The sequence below is a fragment of the Emticicia fontis genome (assembly GCF_054779675.1).
This window is the reverse complement of record NZ_BAAGXU010000021.1, coordinates 46,205-63,218: the sequence shown is the minus strand read 5'-3', so window position 1 is coordinate 63,218 and position 17,014 is coordinate 46,205. Positions and strand designations below refer to the sequence as shown.

At 38.2% G+C, this 17,014-nt stretch carries 14 protein-coding genes; 6 read left to right on the top strand and 8 right to left on the bottom strand.

Going from position 1 to position 17,014, the window contains the following annotated elements:
* Positions 1-333: 333 nt before the first annotated feature.
* Positions 334-2,835, top strand: coding sequence for a heavy metal translocating P-type ATPase (locus ACYVFA_RS12405; protein WP_460472144.1), 2,502 nt, complete (start codon positions 334-336; stop codon positions 2,833-2,835).
* Between the two features lie 57 nt (positions 2,836-2,892).
* Here ACYVFA_RS12405 and ACYVFA_RS12400 read toward each other — a convergent pair whose 3' ends face one another.
* Positions 2,893-3,639 (bottom strand): NUDIX hydrolase, encoded by a 747-nt coding sequence (locus ACYVFA_RS12400; protein WP_460472143.1) that lies wholly within the window; start codon positions 3,637-3,639, stop codon positions 2,893-2,895.
* A gap of 227 nt (positions 3,640-3,866) precedes the next feature.
* On the opposite strand from ACYVFA_RS12400, the gene ACYVFA_RS12395 reads away from it, so the two are divergent.
* From ACYVFA_RS12395 to ACYVFA_RS12385, 3 genes are all read left to right on the top strand, one after another.
* Entirely contained in the window at positions 3,867-7,589 is a 3,723-nt protein-coding gene (locus tag ACYVFA_RS12395; protein ID WP_460472142.1) for a ThuA domain-containing protein, read from the top strand.
* A 31-nt stretch (positions 7,590-7,620) separates the two neighbouring features.
* Complete coding sequence (locus ACYVFA_RS12390) at positions 7,621-7,989, top strand: hypothetical protein (protein WP_460472141.1); 369 nt, start codon at positions 7,621-7,623, stop codon at positions 7,987-7,989.
* A gap of 399 nt (positions 7,990-8,388) precedes the next feature.
* Positions 8,389-8,874, top strand: coding sequence for a hypothetical protein (locus ACYVFA_RS12385; RefSeq protein WP_460472140.1), 486 nt, complete (start codon positions 8,389-8,391; stop codon positions 8,872-8,874).
* 72 nt (positions 8,875-8,946) lie between these two features.
* On the opposite strand, the gene ACYVFA_RS12380 is transcribed toward ACYVFA_RS12385, so the two are convergent.
* The 5 genes from ACYVFA_RS12380 to ACYVFA_RS12360 form a co-directional block, all read right to left on the bottom strand.
* Entirely contained in the window at positions 8,947-11,664 is a 2,718-nt protein-coding gene (locus ACYVFA_RS12380; RefSeq protein WP_460472139.1) for a PAS domain S-box protein, read from the bottom strand.
* A 301-nt stretch (positions 11,665-11,965) separates the two neighbouring features.
* Positions 11,966-12,379 carry a response regulator gene (locus ACYVFA_RS12375; protein ID WP_460472138.1) on the bottom strand — a complete coding sequence of 138 codons (414 nt, stop codon included), beginning with the start codon at positions 12,377-12,379 and terminating at the stop codon, positions 11,966-11,968.
* Between the two features lie 411 nt (positions 12,380-12,790).
* On the bottom strand, positions 12,791-12,964 hold the full coding sequence (locus ACYVFA_RS12370) for a DUF1059 domain-containing protein (protein ID WP_460472137.1): 174 nt from the start codon (positions 12,962-12,964) through the stop codon (positions 12,791-12,793).
* Positions 12,965-12,982: 18 nt separating this feature from the next.
* Positions 12,983-13,420 carry a DsrE family protein gene (locus tag ACYVFA_RS12365; protein ID WP_460472136.1) on the bottom strand — a complete coding sequence of 146 codons (438 nt, stop codon included), beginning with the start codon at positions 13,418-13,420 and terminating at the stop codon, positions 12,983-12,985.
* Positions 13,421-13,502: 82 nt separating this feature from the next.
* Positions 13,503-14,132, bottom strand: a complete 630-nt coding sequence (locus ACYVFA_RS12360) for a Crp/Fnr family transcriptional regulator (RefSeq protein ID WP_460472135.1) — start codon at positions 14,130-14,132, stop codon at positions 13,503-13,505.
* A 209-nt stretch (positions 14,133-14,341) separates the two neighbouring features.
* On the opposite strand from ACYVFA_RS12360, the gene ACYVFA_RS12355 reads away from it, so the two are divergent.
* Positions 14,342-14,830, top strand: a complete 489-nt coding sequence (locus ACYVFA_RS12355) for an RNA polymerase sigma factor (protein ID WP_460472134.1) — start codon at positions 14,342-14,344, stop codon at positions 14,828-14,830.
* Between the two features lie 4 nt (positions 14,831-14,834).
* Entirely contained in the window at positions 14,835-15,431 is a 597-nt protein-coding gene (locus ACYVFA_RS12350) for a hypothetical protein (protein ID WP_460472133.1), read from the top strand.
* Positions 15,432-15,495: 64 nt separating this feature from the next.
* On the opposite strand, the gene ACYVFA_RS12345 is transcribed toward ACYVFA_RS12350, so the two are convergent.
* Complete coding sequence (locus ACYVFA_RS12345) at positions 15,496-16,389, bottom strand: hypothetical protein (RefSeq protein ID WP_460472132.1); 894 nt, start codon at positions 16,387-16,389, stop codon at positions 15,496-15,498.
* A gap of 145 nt (positions 16,390-16,534) precedes the next feature.
* Entirely contained in the window at positions 16,535-16,936 is a 402-nt protein-coding gene (locus tag ACYVFA_RS12340) for a DUF4348 domain-containing protein (RefSeq protein WP_460472131.1), read from the bottom strand.
* Positions 16,937-17,014: the final 78 nt, after the last annotated feature.

The following is a 17,014-nucleotide window of genomic DNA, read 5'->3' as shown; positions in this document are numbered from 1 at the left end:
CGACCTACAAAACTCAAATTTTTCGGTCAGAATAAAAAAATTTAAACATGCTCTAAGATTTTCTGACTATTATTTCTTTATTTTCAATCCCTTCTGTAAATATACAATTTATACTGCACAACTCTTCCTGATTTTATTAAATGCCTTTTCACTATTGCCTGTCAGTTTAAAGATTGATTTTTCTCATATTATCGCCAAACATTCTCCGCTATTTTTGGTATTTATTTAATACTATCAGTAGTTTTTAGATACCTGATTAGCTCAAGCTAATATCCATCATTAGTCTGATAATTAACGGATTATCAATCCGTGCCACCCTATCTGAATCGTTTTATGACACATACTTATTACATTCAGGGCATGTCTTGCGACGGTTGCCGTACAAAAGTCGAGAAAGCCCTCAACACAATTGAAGGAATACACGCTCATGTAAGCCTGGAGCCACCACGTGCAACTATAGATATGCAAAAGCATATTCCTACCGAACAATTACAGGAGGTTCTTACCGCTATTGGCAAATATAAAATTAGCTCTGACAAACCCCTGCCAGAAGTACACACCCATAAAGACTCACAAGTCATTCATAAACATAAACAGACACCTGAAAGTAGCAAAGGCAAATACTATTGCCCGATGCATTGCGAAGGCGATAAAGTATACAACCAGCCCGGTAATTGTCCTGTATGTGGTATGAATCTCGAAAAACTACCTGAAATATCTGTTGATACTCAATATACTTGCCCGATGCATCCAGAGGTTGTTCAGGATTCCCCGGGCAATTGTCCGATTTGTGGAATGGACTTAGTACCCCTTGCTCCCTCAGAAACAGACGATAATCAGGTATATCTTGACCTGCGAAGGAAAATGACTGTGGCATTGATATTCACTATCCCGGTTTTCCTGATTGCTATGATAGAAATGATACCCCAGAATCCATTACTTCATATGATGGACATACATTACTGGAACTGGGTTCAGCTGGTATTATCGCTTCCTGTTGTATTTTATGCCGGCTGGCTATTTTTTCAGAGAGCAGGGCAATCAATCATCAATCGGCATCTCAATATGTTTACTCTGATAGGATTAGGCACGGGTGTCGCATTCGTGTTCAGTATTGCAGGTGTATTTTTTCCTGGTGTTTTTCCTGATGAGTTTAAAACTGAACACGGCACTGTCACCCTCTATTTTGAAGCAACAACTGTTATTCTAAGCCTGGCCCTTTTAGGGCAATTAATGGAAGCGCGGGCACATACCCAGACCAGCAGTGCTATCAAAGAATTACTCAAGCTTAGCCCAAGCCAAGCCACCAGAATTATGGATGGACACGATGAAAAAGTATCTGTTCATGCCATTCAAAAAGGTGATTTATTACGTATCAAACCCGGCGAAAAGATTCCGGTTGATGGCAGGATAACGGAGGGAGAAAGCAGCATTGATGAATCGATGATTACGGGTGAGCCGATTCCGGTAGATAAAAAAATCAACGATGTGGTCAGTTCGGGCACTATCAATGGCAATAAATCTTTTGTCATGATAGCTGAAAAGGTGGGCTCTGAAACTATTCTTGCACAGATTATCAATATGGTCAATACTGCTGGCCGTTCTAAAGCCCCAATTCAGAAACTAGCTGATGCTATTGCAGGCTACTTTGTTCCTATTGTAATGATTATTGCAACTATCACGTTTGTGATATGGGCCAATTGGGGACCAGAACCACCCCTTAGCTATGGTCTGATTAATGCCATTGCTGTATTGATTATTGCTTGTCCGTGTGCTCTGGGGCTTGCTACACCTATGTCGGTTATGGTAGGTGTAGGTAAAGGAGCCCAATCGGGTGTCTTGATTAAAAATGCTGAGGCACTCGAAAACATGAATAAGGTAAATGTATTGATTATTGATAAAACCGGAACCATTACAGAAGGGAAACCATCAGTAGAAAAGGTTTTTGTACAGCAATATCCTGAAGATGAGATTTTATCTTACCTTGCTTCGCTGAATCAGAATAGCGAACACCCACTTGCACTTGCAGTAGTGAATTATGCTAAAGCCCGTAAGCTTTCATGGCCAAAAGCTATAAGTTTTTCTGCCGTAACTGGCAAAGGCGTAACCGGAATTGTAGCAGAAAAGCAAATAGCTTTAGGCAATAACGCGCTTATGAAAGAAATCAAAGCCCAAATTAATCCGGACATTGAGCAAACCATAATAGCAGAGCAGAAACTCGGCAAAACGGTATCCTATATAGCCGTTGATGGCGCCTTGATAGGTTTTGTAAGTATTGCAGACGCTATTAAACCTGATAGCAAATCTGCTATAAATGCATTAACAGATGACGGAATCGAGGTAATAATGCTCACAGGAGACAATGAAAACACGGCTGCCGCAGTTGCTAAAGAGTTGAGCCTATCGGCATATAAAGCATCTTGTTTGCCGGAAGATAAGCTCAATCAAATAAAGCATCTGCAAAAGACAGGTAAAATAGTGGCAATGGCAGGCGATGGCATTAATGATGCTCCGGCTTTAACACAGGCCAATATCGGAATCGCGATGGGTACAGGCACAGACGTAGCTATTGAAAGTGCCCAGATTACTTTAGTGAAAGGAGATTTACAGGGCATTGTACGAGCCAAGCGACTAAGCCATATGGTGATGAAAAATATCCGCCAGAACTTGTTTTTTGCCTTTATTTACAATGTTCTGGGAATTCCGTTGGCAGCAGGTTTATTGTATCCTTTCTTTGGCATCCTGCTTTCGCCTATGATAGCCGCTTTGGCTATGAGTTTCAGTTCAGTATCTGTTATTGGTAATGCTTTGCGTCTAAGGGCAAAAAGTATATAATAAATTGATTTTATTAGTGGCTATTTCCAGATAAATAAGCTGGAAATGGTAATTATTTTAATCAGCTGCGGTGTCAGGTGTCTTATTCTTAAATCTGTACAGATAAGGGGCTTTATTGGCTGCTCCGGTAAATTTCTTTTCCAGCCGTTCCAGTATATCCAGATCCAGTATCATTTTCTGGAAATTATTCCGGCGGAAAGGTTTATCCAGCACATTTTCGTATAAATCCTGTACTTCTTTCATGGTAAAGGTTTCGGGCAATAGATTAAAACCTACGAGTTTATGGTTTAGCATCAATCGCAAGTAATCAAGGGCTTTTACTACAATTTCAGCATGGTCAAATGCCAAAGGAGGAAGCTCTCTTATATCAATCCATTCACAGGATTCATCTAGTTCCGAAATCACCGGCACTACTTTATGAATATCTACCAGTGCATAATAGCCTATCGAAATAAAGCGGCGTTGAAGCCATTGCAGGTCGTCAGGGCTTATTCCAGTCTCAGCAAATTTATCTTCATGAATTTCCATTACATTCTTCATCAATTCGGGTGAAGAACGTTCCAGACTTCCGAACACCCTGAATTGCTCCAGATAAATGTCTTTTATACCTGTACGCTCGGCAAGGATTCTCAGGGCAGCATCGTCCAGGCTTTCGTTTTGTAATACGAAACCGCCAGGCAATGTCCAGACATTTAAGAGTTTAAGTTTAGGCAATAAGACTCTTAATTGTCTGTCCTGAAATCCAAAGATGACACAGTCAATTGAAACCTGTTCTATATAATTTTCCTTCCTGAAAATGTCCATAAAGTGTTGCTTGGTGTTTAGTATAAAAGTAAGGGCAAATATAATTTTTTTCTAATTTTTCTAAAATGTGTACTATTTGTTCTGTGATAGATACAAAAGTAGTCAAAATTTCATTATTGTCTTAAAAAAAGACAATATATCTTGTTTTCTATTTTTTAAGTATTCACATTTGTAGCCTGAATAGTATGCCTATTTATACTATGCTAATAAAATTCAATTACTCAATCATGATGAAACGCTTAAAGACTATTACCCTTCTTTTGGCTTTGCTTCTCTCTTACGCTGGATTACAGGCGCAAGTCAAAAAGCCCAATCTTTTAGTTTTCAGCAAAACTGCTGCTTTCAGACACGCCTCTATTGAAGCAGGAAAAAAAGCCCTAGCCAAAATGGCCGTTGAAAAAGGCTTTGCTGTAACTTTTACGGAAGACGCCGAGGCGTTTAATGAAACCGATTTAAAGAAATACAACGCTGTGCTTTTCCTGAGCACTACCGGCGATGTATTGAACGACAAACAACAAGCTGTTTTCGAGCGTTTCATTCAGGCTGGTGGCGGATACGTTGGTATTCATGCCGCAACTGATACGGAATATGACTGGCCCTGGTATGGTAAACTGGCAGGGGCTTACTTCCTTGACCATCCGATGGTACCAAGCAATGTACAAAAAGGTAAATATACGGTTGTACAAAAAAACTGGGCTACACAAGGTATGCCAGAGACTTTTGAAAGAAGTGATGAATTTTACAGCTTTAAAGATATTTCGCCTAAAATCAATGTATTGATAACCATTGATGAAAAAACCTATCAAGGTGGTAAAAACCCTGATTATCACCCAATGAGCTGGTATCAGGAGTTTGACGGTGGTCGTTCGTTTTATACAGCCATGGGCCATACGGACGAAACTTTTGTAGAACCTTTATTTTTAAATCACCTATATGCCGGTATAAACTATGCAATGGGTGGGCCAAACCCTAAACCTTTGAATTACGCCAATGCTCGTCCGGAAGAGAACCGTTTTGCCAAAGTGATTCTGGAAGAAAAACTGGACGAGCCAATGGAATTAAGCGTGTTGAACGATGGACGAATCCTTTTCATAGAGCGTAAAGGGGCGGTAAAAATCTACAATACCAAAACCAAGCAATTAAAAACTATTGCGACGATTCCGGTGAGCATGAAGTATAAAAACAAAGAAGGCAAGGAATCAACAGCAGAAGATGGTTTACTGGGGCTAAGCAAAGACCCGAACTTTGCACAGAATCATTGGATATATTTGTATTATTCAACTCCTGAGAAATCGTCTAATATTCTGACTCGCTATGAATTGAAAGGTGATGAACTGGTACTTTCTTCTAAAAAAGTATTATTAGAGATTCCGACTCAACGTGAAGAATGTTGCCATACGGCAGGTTCGATTGCCTGGGATAAAGTAGGCAATCTTTACCTATCGACAGGTGATAATACCAATCCGCATGGTTCAAGCGGGTATAGCCCAAGTGATGAAAGACCGGGCAGAGAATCTTGGGATGCGCAGAAATCATCAGCTAATACGAACGATTTAAGAGGAAAAATCATCAGAATTAAACCAACTGCTGATGGTAGTTATACTATTCCGGAGGGCAATTTATTCGCGAAAGGCACAGCAGGTGCTCGTCCTGAAATCTATACGATGGGACATAGAAACCCATTCAGAATTTCGGTAGATAATAAAACAGGTTTTGTGTATTGGGGAGAAGTTGGCCCTGATGCCAGCAAACCTGCGGACGACAGAGGCCCAGCCGGACATGATGAGGTAGGACAAGCGCGTAAACCAGGCAATTTCGGTTGGCCACACTTTGTAGGTGATAACAAAGCATACAACAAGTTTGATTTTGTAAACAACAAATCATTGGAAAAATGGGATGTAAACGCCCCTACTAATAATTCACCAAGCAATACAGGTCTGAAAGTATTGCCTCCAGCGCAAAAAGCCTTTATCTGGTATCCTTATGCAGCCTCTAAAGAATTCCCGTTAGTAGGTAGTGGCGGAAGAAATGCGATGGCTGGGCCGGTATTTTATTCGGATAATTTCAAATCTGCGCCTCATGCCTTCCCGAAATATTATGATGGCAAATTGCTGATTTACGAGTGGATGCGCGGTTGGATTATGGCCGTAACGATGGATAAAGAAGGCAACTATGTTTCAATGGAGCGCTTTATGCCAAGCTATAAATTCAGCAACCCGATGGATATGGAATTTGCAGAAAATGGAGATTTATATATGCTGGAATATGGTTCTGGCTGGTTTACAGGTAATGATGATGCCCGTTTGATCCGTATTGAATATAATGGTGGTAATCGCAAGCCACAAATTGCTCTGGCAGCTAATCAGACAGGTGGCTCAGTACCATTTACAGTGAAATTAAGCGCTAAAGGCTCTAGTGATGCTGATGGTGATGCGTTGAAATATACCTGGCAGGTTACTTCTAAAAATGGCTTTAACAAAGTAATTGCAACACCAGATGCGAGCCTTACTCTAACTAAGCCTGGCATTTATAAAGCCACCCTTACAGTCAATGACGGTAAAGGCGGCACCAACTCTCAATCGTTAGAATTAGTGGCGGGTAATGAGCCTCCGGTATTAAGTTTTGATATGCCAAAAGGTAATAAGTCTTTCTATGTAGCCAATAAATCATTTGAGTATGATATTAAGGTAAAAGACAAAGAAGATGGTACAATAGGCAATGGTATTGACCCTGAAAATGTAGCAGTGAATATTGATTATCTGGCAGAAGGATTTGATAAAATTGCCATTGCACAAGGCCACCGCTCAGCTGACGCCAGCGCTGCTTTTGTAACGGGTAAAAGATTGATTGAGGCTAGTGATTGTAAAGCCTGCCACAGCGTAGAGAAAAAATCTATCGGGCCAGCCTACCGCGAGGTATCTATGAAATACAAAGGCGATAAAGAAGCAGTAGACCGTCTGGCTAAGAAGGTAATCAGTGGTGGAAGCGGTGTCTGGGGAGAAACTGCCATGGCGGGTCATCCACAGGTTTCAACGGCTGATGCGACTGAAATGGTGAAGTATATCCTGAATATTGCCAACGAGAAACCAAAAGAAAAATCGTTGCCATTGCAAGGTAAATATACCGCTAAATTACCTGCCAACGATAAAGGCAAAGGAGTGTATATTGTAAGAGCGGCATACGAAGACCAGGGAGCAAACGGGCTGCCATCCTTAAAATCAGAACAAACATTTACTTTAAGAAATGCTAGCCTGGGTGCACACGATTTTGATAGATATGAAGATGTTAACAAAATGTCGTTTAGTGGTCGTAATCTGGCAATGCCTGCTAAATCTGGTGCTTATATGGTATTGAATCAGGTTGATTTAAGTGGTATCACCGAATTGCAGGTACAGGCCATGGCACCGAAACCACAGGTAAATGCACTGGGTGGGAAAATAGAGCTACGTCTGGATAGCCCGAAAGGTAAACTGGTGGGAGAATCGGAATTTCTGGAGCCATCAGAAAAAATGAGCATGGCACCAAATATTCTGAAAGTACCCATTGGTAATGTAGAGGGTTTACACGATGTTTATGTCATATTTGTTAACCCTAAAGCAGAAGCCGGAACATTGATGATTGTAACGGGCCTGGACTTTAAGTTAAATTTGCCAGATGAACCAAAAGCCAATACAGATACAGGCGCTTTGCCAAAGGCAAGCATCGGTGATTATATAGGGAAGTATAAAATGGAAGGTTTACCTATGGATTATATTGATTTAGAGCAAAAAGAAGGCAAATTAAACCTTAAATTCGGCGAACAAGGTACCCTTATGCAACCAACAGATGCACCTGATAGCTTCACGGATGGTGAGAAAGTAAAAGCCAGCTTTATAAGAGACGATAGTGGAAAGGTAAGCAAAATTAAACTTGAGGCTATGGGTATGACCTTTGAAGGCAAAAAGCAATAATTTTATATTTAAATTCAAAAAACAATTATCAATGAAAAATCTGAAATCTGTTCTTACAGTAATCGCATTATTTGCAGCTATGTCTTTGGCTAAAGCACAAACTACACCAAGTTACTATGTTGGCAACTGGGAAGTATTAGTAAAAGGAACACCACAGGGTGATGTAAAAATGCCGATGTCTTTTGAGATGAAAGACGATAAATTAGTCGGTAAAATTACAAATCCTGAGACTAAAGAAGTAGCTACTATGACTTCGGTTGAAATCAAAGGGGAAGAATTATTTGCTGCTTTTTCGGCCGGTGGTTATGATGTTACGATGACAATCACTAAAAAAGACGACGATCATTTTACTGGCAAAATAATGGATATGATTGAGGTTGAGGGTACAAGACTGAAATAAGAATTACCTATTTTATTCTAAGCAAAAGCACCTTTGAGTAATGTCTCAGAGGTGCTTTTAATTATATACACCTGTAAATAAAATAATGAATTTTAGTAGGATATATCAATTTCATTATTAATTTAGCATAGAATTTCACAACCGTTGCTAAAAATTAATCGCCTTCTAAAGGCGCTTGCTGTATCTATATGAATCTCAATATTTCTTTCCGAAGATTATATTTGGTATGCCGTTACCAGATCATCAAGGTATATTCATCCCTTGTTTTCAATCGTTCATTTTACCATTATTTGGTTTTTCGCCATTCGAGATATACTTTTATGTGCTAAATCGGTTCAATAGTGCTTTAGATCTACTGCTGTTCTGTAATCAATTTAAACTATAACTTCCTCTAATTCAATGATTTTCTTACAAGCAAGCCTATTCCCTACTGAGTTTTATCTGGTCATTCCGCATGTAATTTTAGCGCACCTTTGTGGTGTTCACTATCTTTTCTGGCAGATTCAGCCTCGTTATCCTCATTATAGTACTACCGGAAAAATTGCTAGTTGGATAGCCTTTGCCATCATTGTCTGGCTGGCGTTTTATGCATTACCAATCTGGATTACAATTTTTGGCGTAGTTTCGAAAGCATCTGCCATAGCAGCCAATAATTTTATGGTAGGTATAGTGGTATTGTTTTTTGCAGGATTGATGATTCTGGAGTCTTTTATAGTTTATAATCATTTCTTTAAAAAACGATTAAAAGAATTTTCATCAAGTTATTTCGCCCTATCGGTAGTAATCAGCATTTTTGCCTTTATATGTACCTTTGCCATGTTTGGTTACCTGACTAAAGATGTTATTCTGACAGAGTTAGGGCACCCGAATTATGCGTTTTATTGAAGAATTGAGTGATTGAGCGATTTAGTGAATGAGTGATTGAATATAAAATTATATAATCACTAAATCGCTCAATCACTCAATTTCCACCGGAAAATACATATCAAAAGTGGCACCTTGCCCTACCTTGCCAGTAGCAGTAATTATTCCAGAGTGATTTTCAACAATTTTCTTTACTATGGCCAGGCCGATGCCAGTGCCCGGATATTCGTCTTTGCCATGCAGGCGTTTGAACACCTGAAAAACGGCTTCGTTGTATTCTGGTTCAAAGCCAATACCATTATCCATAAAACTGATATGATAATAATCTAATGCTTTATCAACACCTGCTGCTTCAATGGCACTTCCGGGTAAGATTGCACAATTAATCTTTATTACCAGGTTTTTATCTGGTTTAGAGAACTTCAGGGCGTTGGTTAAAAGGTTTGTAAACAACTGCTCAAATTGATACCTGATAATATTTATAACAGGCAATCTGACAGATTCAATACGTGCATTTTTTTGTTGTATAGATTCCCTCAGTTGTTCTTCAATGCTCTCTAATAAGTTATTTAAATCTATCTTTTCAAAATGCCTTTCGGCTGTATTAGCACGTGAGTAGGCAAGCAAATCTAATATCAATTGCTGCATACGTTTGGAGGCATTCTGCAATCGGTTGAAATAGTCTTTTCCTTTTTCTGAAAGGTTATCTTTTTCGATTTCCTGAATACGGGCCGAGAAGGTCTGAATCTTCCGTAGCGGTTCCTGTAAATCATGACTGGCTACATAAGCAAACTGTGCCAGTTCACTATTGAGTTTACTTAATCCATCGTTCGATTCTTCCAGCTGAACAGTCCGTTGTTTTACCTGATCTTCCAGCTCGTTGGTAAATAATTTCCAGTCGTGCACATCTGTGCTTGTGCCTACCCACATAATGATATGGCCATTTTCATCTTTCTGTGGCACAGCACGGCTTAATTGCCAACGGTATTGCCCGTCGTGTCTTCTGAACTGGTGTTCGGCTTTAAATAAATCTCCTTCATTAATAGCCGCCAACCATGCTTTATGATTACTTTCTATTTCGGCAGGATGGATCAGCTTTAGCCAGCCCTCCTGCCCAAGCTGTTCGGCAGTCATCCCCGAAAAATCATAAAGCGACTGGTTAAAATAATTCATTTTACCTTCTGCATCACTAGTCCAGATATGCTGAGGCATTGAATCGGCTAATAGTCTGAAGACCTCCTCTCGTTTCTCAAGTTCCTTCTGGTAATTCATTTCAGTAGTGATGTCACGAATTGTCCCCATCATTTTATAGGGTCTTTGGTGTTCATCATACAATACTTTTCCTTTTCCTTCCATCCAGTGAATACTCTTATCGTTCCATATCAATCTGGATACATAGTGCAAGGTCCCGGTAGTATAAGCCTCTTCAAAGGCGCGTTTTCTGATGGGTAAGTCTTCCGGATGCAGACGTCCTATTAAATCTTCATGTGAAGGCAATGCTTCTCTTGTATAGCCGAATATTTCGAGGTATCTGGGCGAATAATCTACCTCTCTGGTTATCAGATTCAGATCCCATGTGCCTAAGTCGCTGGCATCAATCAATATTTTTAATCTTTCCTCATTCTCGCTGATTACCCTGTCACTATGCTTCTGGGCAGTAATATCACGGGCAATTTTTGAAGCACCTATAATCTCTCCTTGTTTATTCTTCACCGGAGAAACAGTCAGCGAAATATCTATTGTACTCCCATCTTTTCTGACGCGCTGTGTTTCAAAGTGTTCAATTCGTTCTCCTTTTTCTAAGCGACTAATAATTTCGTCTTCTTCCTGCAATCGGTCTTCAGGTATCAGTTTTGATACAGACTCACCTATCATTTCAGCCGCTTCGTAACCCAGAATCCGCTTTCCGGCTGCATTCCAACTGGTAACAATTCCATCAAGACCTTTGCTTAAAATCAAATCATCTGACGACTCTACGATAGCCGCCAGAGTAGCCATCTTTTCTTCTACATTCTTACTTTCCGTAATATCTTTTACAGTGCCTAATAACCTGATGGGATTTCCATACTGATCGTAATAGACTTTGGCACTGGTTTCTATCCATTTTTTCTCTCCATCAGACTGTTTTATAAAAAACTGATAATTTAATAATCCTGATTTCAGAGAATGCTGATAAATCTGTTTACGTTTGGTTTCATCGTTCAGTTTCAGCATATCAAAATATTGCTCCAGCGAAATAGAACCTTCTACACCAAACATTTTATTCATGATGTCAGACGATAATACTTCGCCTGTCAGAATATTATAATCATAAATACCAATATTACTTGCATCAACCGCCAGACGCATCCGTTCTTCCAACTCTTCCATTTTCTTTCGGGTATGGATTTGCTCGGTAATGTCGTAGCCGGAAATAATAATACCTATTGATTCTCCTTTGGGATTTAAGACAGGTTGAAAAGTAAAATTGGCATAAACCTCTCTTTTGCTTCCGTCTGCCTGATTGAAATGAAAGCGCATTTCATTGCCTACATAAGTGATTTTTGAAGTATAAACTTTGTTCAGAATATCAAAAAAACCTTGTTCTTTTAATTCAGGCAGCACTTCTTCAAGGGTTTTCCCGATTAATTCGCGTTGTCCGACAAAATGAAGATAAGATGGATTTGCCAGCTCGTAGGTATAATCAGAGCCGCGCAGCACGCAGAAAATACCCGAAGCCTGTTTAAAAAAATTATAGATGGCTTGTTGGAAGTCTAATTGAACAGATAGTTGTGAATCATCAGGTATTACTAGCGATGATTGTATACTCATAATGGTGAACCCGGTTATAATTCAAAAAAGCTAAGTATATATTTTATCAGGCACTTACTCAATACAAATATATACAATTTCATGAATTTTATCGGATAAAATGAATAAAAGCAGGCTTGTAATGCAAATTTCCTTTAAGAAGAAACACCTATATATTGTTAAACAGGAGATAATGAGTCAAAGAATAGAGAAGAAATAAAAAAGAAAGACTAACGCTCAAAATCAGACAATTTTGTGCTTATTTTTACTTTGAAGGTATTTCATGACAGGAACAAATGTTCCGTTTACTACTTGTGCTTAGCTATTTAAAGATCGGCAAGCTCATCTCCCACTCCGAGGTAAGGATTTTTCTGATTGTTTCGATATAGTCAGAATAGGAATCAGGCTTAGTTACAAATAAATTCGCTCCGGCGCGATACGCTTTTTCTACCTGATTTTTGTTTTTATTGCTGGTTAATACTACTGAGAAAGTATTATTCCATTTATGATCCTTTCTGATTTCTTTCAGACATTGAATACCACTCTTTTTAGGGATATTCATATCCAATACCACTACATTATAAGTAGGCGATTGAGCAGATTTGAGTTTATCCATCAATTCTTTACCATTGTTTACAACGGTCAATGTAGCGGGGATGCTTGATTCTTCCAAGGCTTCCTGAAATATCTCCTGATATTCGGCATCTTTTTCGGCTAAAACGATATTAATATACATATAACGATACGTATTTAGTTCTGACAATATAGCTACCAGTCAAATAAAAAGCACTGATGTTATACAATAGTAAAGCACGAACGTATAAGGGTGTTTTATAAAGGAAGCACTTATAAAAGCGGGAAAGAGCTATCAAATCAACAGAAAAAATTATGCCAATGCATAAATCAGACAAAAATGTACACTTTTTTCCTGATATTACAAACTTAAACAATTAAAATGTGAAATTGTTTACATAATTACTTAAAAAATGAAATTTAATGGTAAGTTAATGTGGGGCAGAGGGCAAAGAGCAGGGGGCTTGGGGCAGAGGGAATGGAGTGGCAGGGATTTTGCTTAGGGGGATTTTTGGGTGGTATCTTAAAAGCCGGAAGAGAATGATTTGTTGACAATCATTCTCTCTTTGTTACATTAATTTACTTCTGTAATAAGCGTTTTTATTTGTTCGGCCATTTCCGGAGTAACACTTACCTGATGTGCCTGTAAGGCATGGGCAGCTGCCATATTCAGCACTTCTTCTTCTGTAGCGGCTTCGATTTCTCCTTCACAATCAAAGCCTACATCTCTGCATTTGAGTTTTTTCATGGGAATAAAATTTATAGTTTAATATGTAATTACATGGTCGCTTTCAGCTATCAGGCTTACCAATACTTTAGGTAAGGCAAATTCGGCCGGTTTGCCTTTTATATCCACCTCTCCTACCCCTCTGGCTTTCGATGAATTGCCTGATAGATAAAAATGTCCATTTCCTTTCACAATGGCATCGAAATGCTCGCGAAGTTTACCTGTGCCTAATCCAATCACTGAGTTCAGGTTTGAATCCTGAATAAGTTTTACGGCATCGCCTGCCAGAAATAAATTAACTGTATGGCCTTCTTCTAAAGCAGTTTTTGCTACTAAAAAAGCCAAGGCTGCTCTGGTAGAATCTTTTGGGCCCTGGGTAACGTGAATCAGGAATTTCATGGATTTAGTATTGGTTTGCGCTGAAACAGCATTTACTGATAAAAACAGGATAATGAGGCTTAAAAAATAGTTTTTCATGTGTTTTTGCTTTTGTTTCAGCAAAGTTATGTAGGGTTACCGCCGCACAACGGTAACAAAAGTTACATAAGTCAAAATAAATTTATTTGAGTTGGATATAGCCCCTGAAGAGCTTCAGTTTGCCCTGTTGTTCAAAGCCTTTGAGGATACGGGAAACCACTACCCGATTGGTGCCAAGTTCGTAGGCCAGGTCCTGGTGGGAGATTATTATTTTTTTAGTATTGTCTTTTCTGGCTCTGTTTACCAGATAAGTAATCAATCGTTTATCGATTGAATCAAAGGCTACGCTTTCAAAAGCGCCTAACAACTCATCATATCGGCTGCGGAATGTTTTTATCAGGAATTCATTCCATGAAGGGTATTTCAATTGCCATTCTCGCGCCATATTGGTCGGGAATACGAAAATCTCAGAGCTATCGGTGGCTACCCCGTAAGATGTACTTGTATTATTGAAATACGCGGCTGACAGCGACATCATACAGGTTTGCCCTTCGCGTACATAATACAATAATATTTCTTTGTCTTCTTTCTGTTGAAAAACCCGTATTTCACCACTGATTACAATCGGAAGGAAATCAAGGTACTGGCCTTCTTTTACGATGGTATCACCCTTGTTTACTTGCAGAAATTTACCATGATTCACCATTTCCTGACGCAGTTCAGGCTCATGGAATGTAGTAGGGAGTTTTGGGAGCAGTTCACTTTTAAGCATTGGGTATGGGGTTAATGTTAATAGAGAAATAAGTTAGGGAAATTGTTGTTTAGTGCTTAATTATAGAGAAAAGAATGCGGTTTATTTTTATTTATTGGTTACCATTTAAGCTCCAAAGTGAAGAATATTGAAAAAAACCTTCTGCACTTGTGATTTTTTCATAAATCTGTAAACTAATAGGGTAAGAAAACAAAATCGCTCGGGTATTCGTGGATAAAAAAGAGACATTCATTAAAGCTATCAAAGAGAATGAAAGGCTGATTTTCAATATTGCTTCGGTGTATACTAATAGCACCGACGATAAAGCTGATTTGGTACAGGAAATCATTTATCAACTCTGGAAATCTTTCGATTCTTTCAATCATCAATCCAGTGTAAGTACCTGGATGTATCGGGTGGCTTTAAATGTCGCAATTTATCAGTTGAAAATGGCTAAAAGACGCGTTTCGACCATTGAGATTGATGAACAGATTTTGAATTATCCCGATGAAGACATCGGTGCTATTGAACATAAGTGGGAGTTATTCAGGCAAAAAATAGAAAGTCTTAATTTACTCGATAAAGCCATTGTGATGCTTTACCTAGACAATAAAAGCTATGACGAAATTGCAGAGATTGTGGGTATAACGGTAAGCAATGTAGGTACTAAAATGCAGCGAATCAAAGAAAAGCTAAAGAAACAACAAGTAAAAGCATAGAACCATGGAACTGGATGAGCTAAAAAATATCTGGGATGAAGCCAGTAATCCTTCTGAAAAACAACCTTTTATTGAACCAAAAACCATCAAAAAAATGACAGAAATCCGTTACAAATCGAAGCTACAGAAAGTAGTCTTCCACGAAGCCCTTGGCACCGTATTCGCCTTTGGGGCAGTGATCTATATGCTTATCAATTTCAATAAGCTTACTACTCCCTTTTTTCAGGGAATTGGAGTCGTTACCGCCCTGATGCTGATTGTATTACCAATCATCAGCCTTGTTCTGCTACGCCAGTTAAATTCGGTGGGCAATGTCAATCAACCATTTGCTGAAACATTGAAACAATTTGCCACGCAAAAACTCCGCTTTATCCGATTCCAACAGGCAAGTGTATTAGCCGCCTATGTTCTTCTGGTATTTGTGATTTTGTTGATGCCTAAATTTACAGGAGGTAAAAGCCTCAATGAAAACAAATATTTCTGGTCGGCTGCTATTGCTGTGGGATATATTTTCCTGTCTTTTTTTTCGAGATGGGTATTAAACTACTATGGCAAAACCCTGGCGCAGGCTGAGGAATTATTGAAGGAGTTGGAAGGGTAAGTTAAAAAATCAGGAGAGCAAGTAAAATTATTTTACTTGCTCTCAATTTAAACTCAATCCCTAATTACCCTCTATCTAAATACCCACAACCCTTCATGAAAAATTGATAAATTGGATTAATATGTGCGCCTGGGTAGTATTTAAATTCTTCAAAATAATTTCTTCGACTGATAATTGCTCCTTCCCTATTTACACCAACTATATAGTGCGTCTTTGAATCAACAGTCATTTTAAAATCAAACTTTCCATTCAAAAAGTATGTAATAATAGCATCTTTAGGAGTATATCTGATATATGTTATTCTCCTTTCGTTCATACCTACATCTTTGACTTTAATAATATTCCCATTCTTAAAAAGCACTAATTTGTAATAATTCTTATCAACTTTATGTAACTCTTTTACACGTCCAGTATGATACAGAATCTTATACTTTAGTTGGTGCCTATAATAATAATACCAATAGCCTTCTTCCTTGCCTTTTATGAATTTTCCTCTGATACGGATTTCGTCTTTATCATAGAAAAAATCATGATTGGTAGTACTTGAAAATGGATAGCCTGGAATTGCTATTCTGATAAAGGCTAAGTCATTTCCCTTGAAGCGTGAATTATTATCACATAGACTTGCATAGTAGCCAAATATAGACCTTTTAGCGATTACCAGCCATTTTTCTCCTGCCTCAAAAGTCTGCATACAATCTCCCGAGCCATTATTACTTGATAAAACAGTAACTTTAGTCTGAAATCTACTATTTCCTTTTAGAAGAAGGCTTATATTAAAAATTGCATAATCTTGGTCTCCTATTTTATAAACCTTCTGGCAAGTACCAATAAAGGCTAAATCTGATTTCTGTATGTCGAAATAACTTAACTCAGGAAAGGGTATGCACTTGCATGCCAAAGTATCGAATGGTTTTAGGAAAACCAGTAAAAGGAAGATAATTTTATATTTAGTCATCGGCGTAAAATTTAATGATTCATCATTTTACTTTCCTTTCGGTATTATTCAGAAAGAATAATCATATTAGCCGATTTCATCAATTTTTTGAGGTAATTTACTTTTTTAATCTTAGAAAAATTCTAAATTCTTACAATAGAATATACTATTCCGATTCATCAACAATACTTGTGAGATACCATTGATTATCAATTCTGGAAAACAGATGATGTACGATTTCACCATTATCTTTATTGGTAAATACCACATCTTTTGAGTCAGCAGTTTTATCAATAGTTGCCAGTTTGTTTTTTGGATGGTCCTTTTTCAGCTTCAGCAAATTGGTATGACGCCAATCATTTTGTTGAATCGCTTTTTCGTTTCTTTTTTCATCATCAACTACCACTACTTTCAATGGAAATTTGATTCGGCTTAGCTGAAACTTATCATCTTTACAAAAATCCTTAAAAAACTTATCAAAATTTTCTTCGTCATTTTCAATTTTTCCGACAAAACCCGTCGATGCAAAGAACGAGGTAATTAATAATAGAACGGTGATTAATTTCATAGTTAAATCTTTGGGTGCGTAAACAGAACAATAATTTACTTCGTTTCTATAAAGTTCCGGTTAATTATTTAATAATGG

Bases quoted from the DNA above. Each gene is read 5' to 3' on its own strand.
- ACYVFA_RS12390 (WP_460472141.1), top strand. From the start codon at position 7,621: ATGAAAAATCTGAAATCTGTTCTTACAGTAATCGCATTATTTGCAGCT.
- ACYVFA_RS12395 (WP_460472142.1), top strand. From the start codon at position 3,867: ATGATGAAACGCTTAAAGACTATTACCCTTCTTTTGGCTTTGCTTCTC.
- ACYVFA_RS12345 (WP_460472132.1), bottom strand. From the start codon at position 16,389: ATGACTAAATATAAAATTATCTTCCTTTTACTGGTTTTCCTAAAACCA.
- ACYVFA_RS12360 (WP_460472135.1), bottom strand. From the start codon at position 14,132: ATGCTTAAAAGTGAACTGCTCCCAAAACTCCCTACTACATTCCATGAG.
- ACYVFA_RS12340 (WP_460472131.1), bottom strand. From the start codon at position 16,936: ATGAAATTAATCACCGTTCTATTATTAATTACCTCGTTCTTTGCATCG.
- ACYVFA_RS12405 (WP_460472144.1), top strand. From the start codon at position 334: ATGACACATACTTATTACATTCAGGGCATGTCTTGCGACGGTTGCCGT.
- ACYVFA_RS12380 (WP_460472139.1), bottom strand. From the start codon at position 11,664: ATGAGTATACAATCATCGCTAGTAATACCTGATGATTCACAACTATCT.
- ACYVFA_RS12375 (WP_460472138.1), bottom strand. From the start codon at position 12,379: ATGTATATTAATATCGTTTTAGCCGAAAAAGATGCCGAATATCAGGAG.
- ACYVFA_RS12370 (WP_460472137.1), bottom strand. From the start codon at position 12,964: ATGAAAAAACTCAAATGCAGAGATGTAGGCTTTGATTGTGAAGGAGAA.
- ACYVFA_RS12350 (WP_460472133.1), top strand. From the start codon at position 14,835: ATGGAACTGGATGAGCTAAAAAATATCTGGGATGAAGCCAGTAATCCT.
- ACYVFA_RS12400 (WP_460472143.1), bottom strand. From the start codon at position 3,639: ATGGACATTTTCAGGAAGGAAAATTATATAGAACAGGTTTCAATTGAC.
- ACYVFA_RS12365 (WP_460472136.1), bottom strand. From the start codon at position 13,420: ATGAAAAACTATTTTTTAAGCCTCATTATCCTGTTTTTATCAGTAAAT.
- ACYVFA_RS12385 (WP_460472140.1), top strand. From the start codon at position 8,389: ATGATTTTCTTACAAGCAAGCCTATTCCCTACTGAGTTTTATCTGGTC.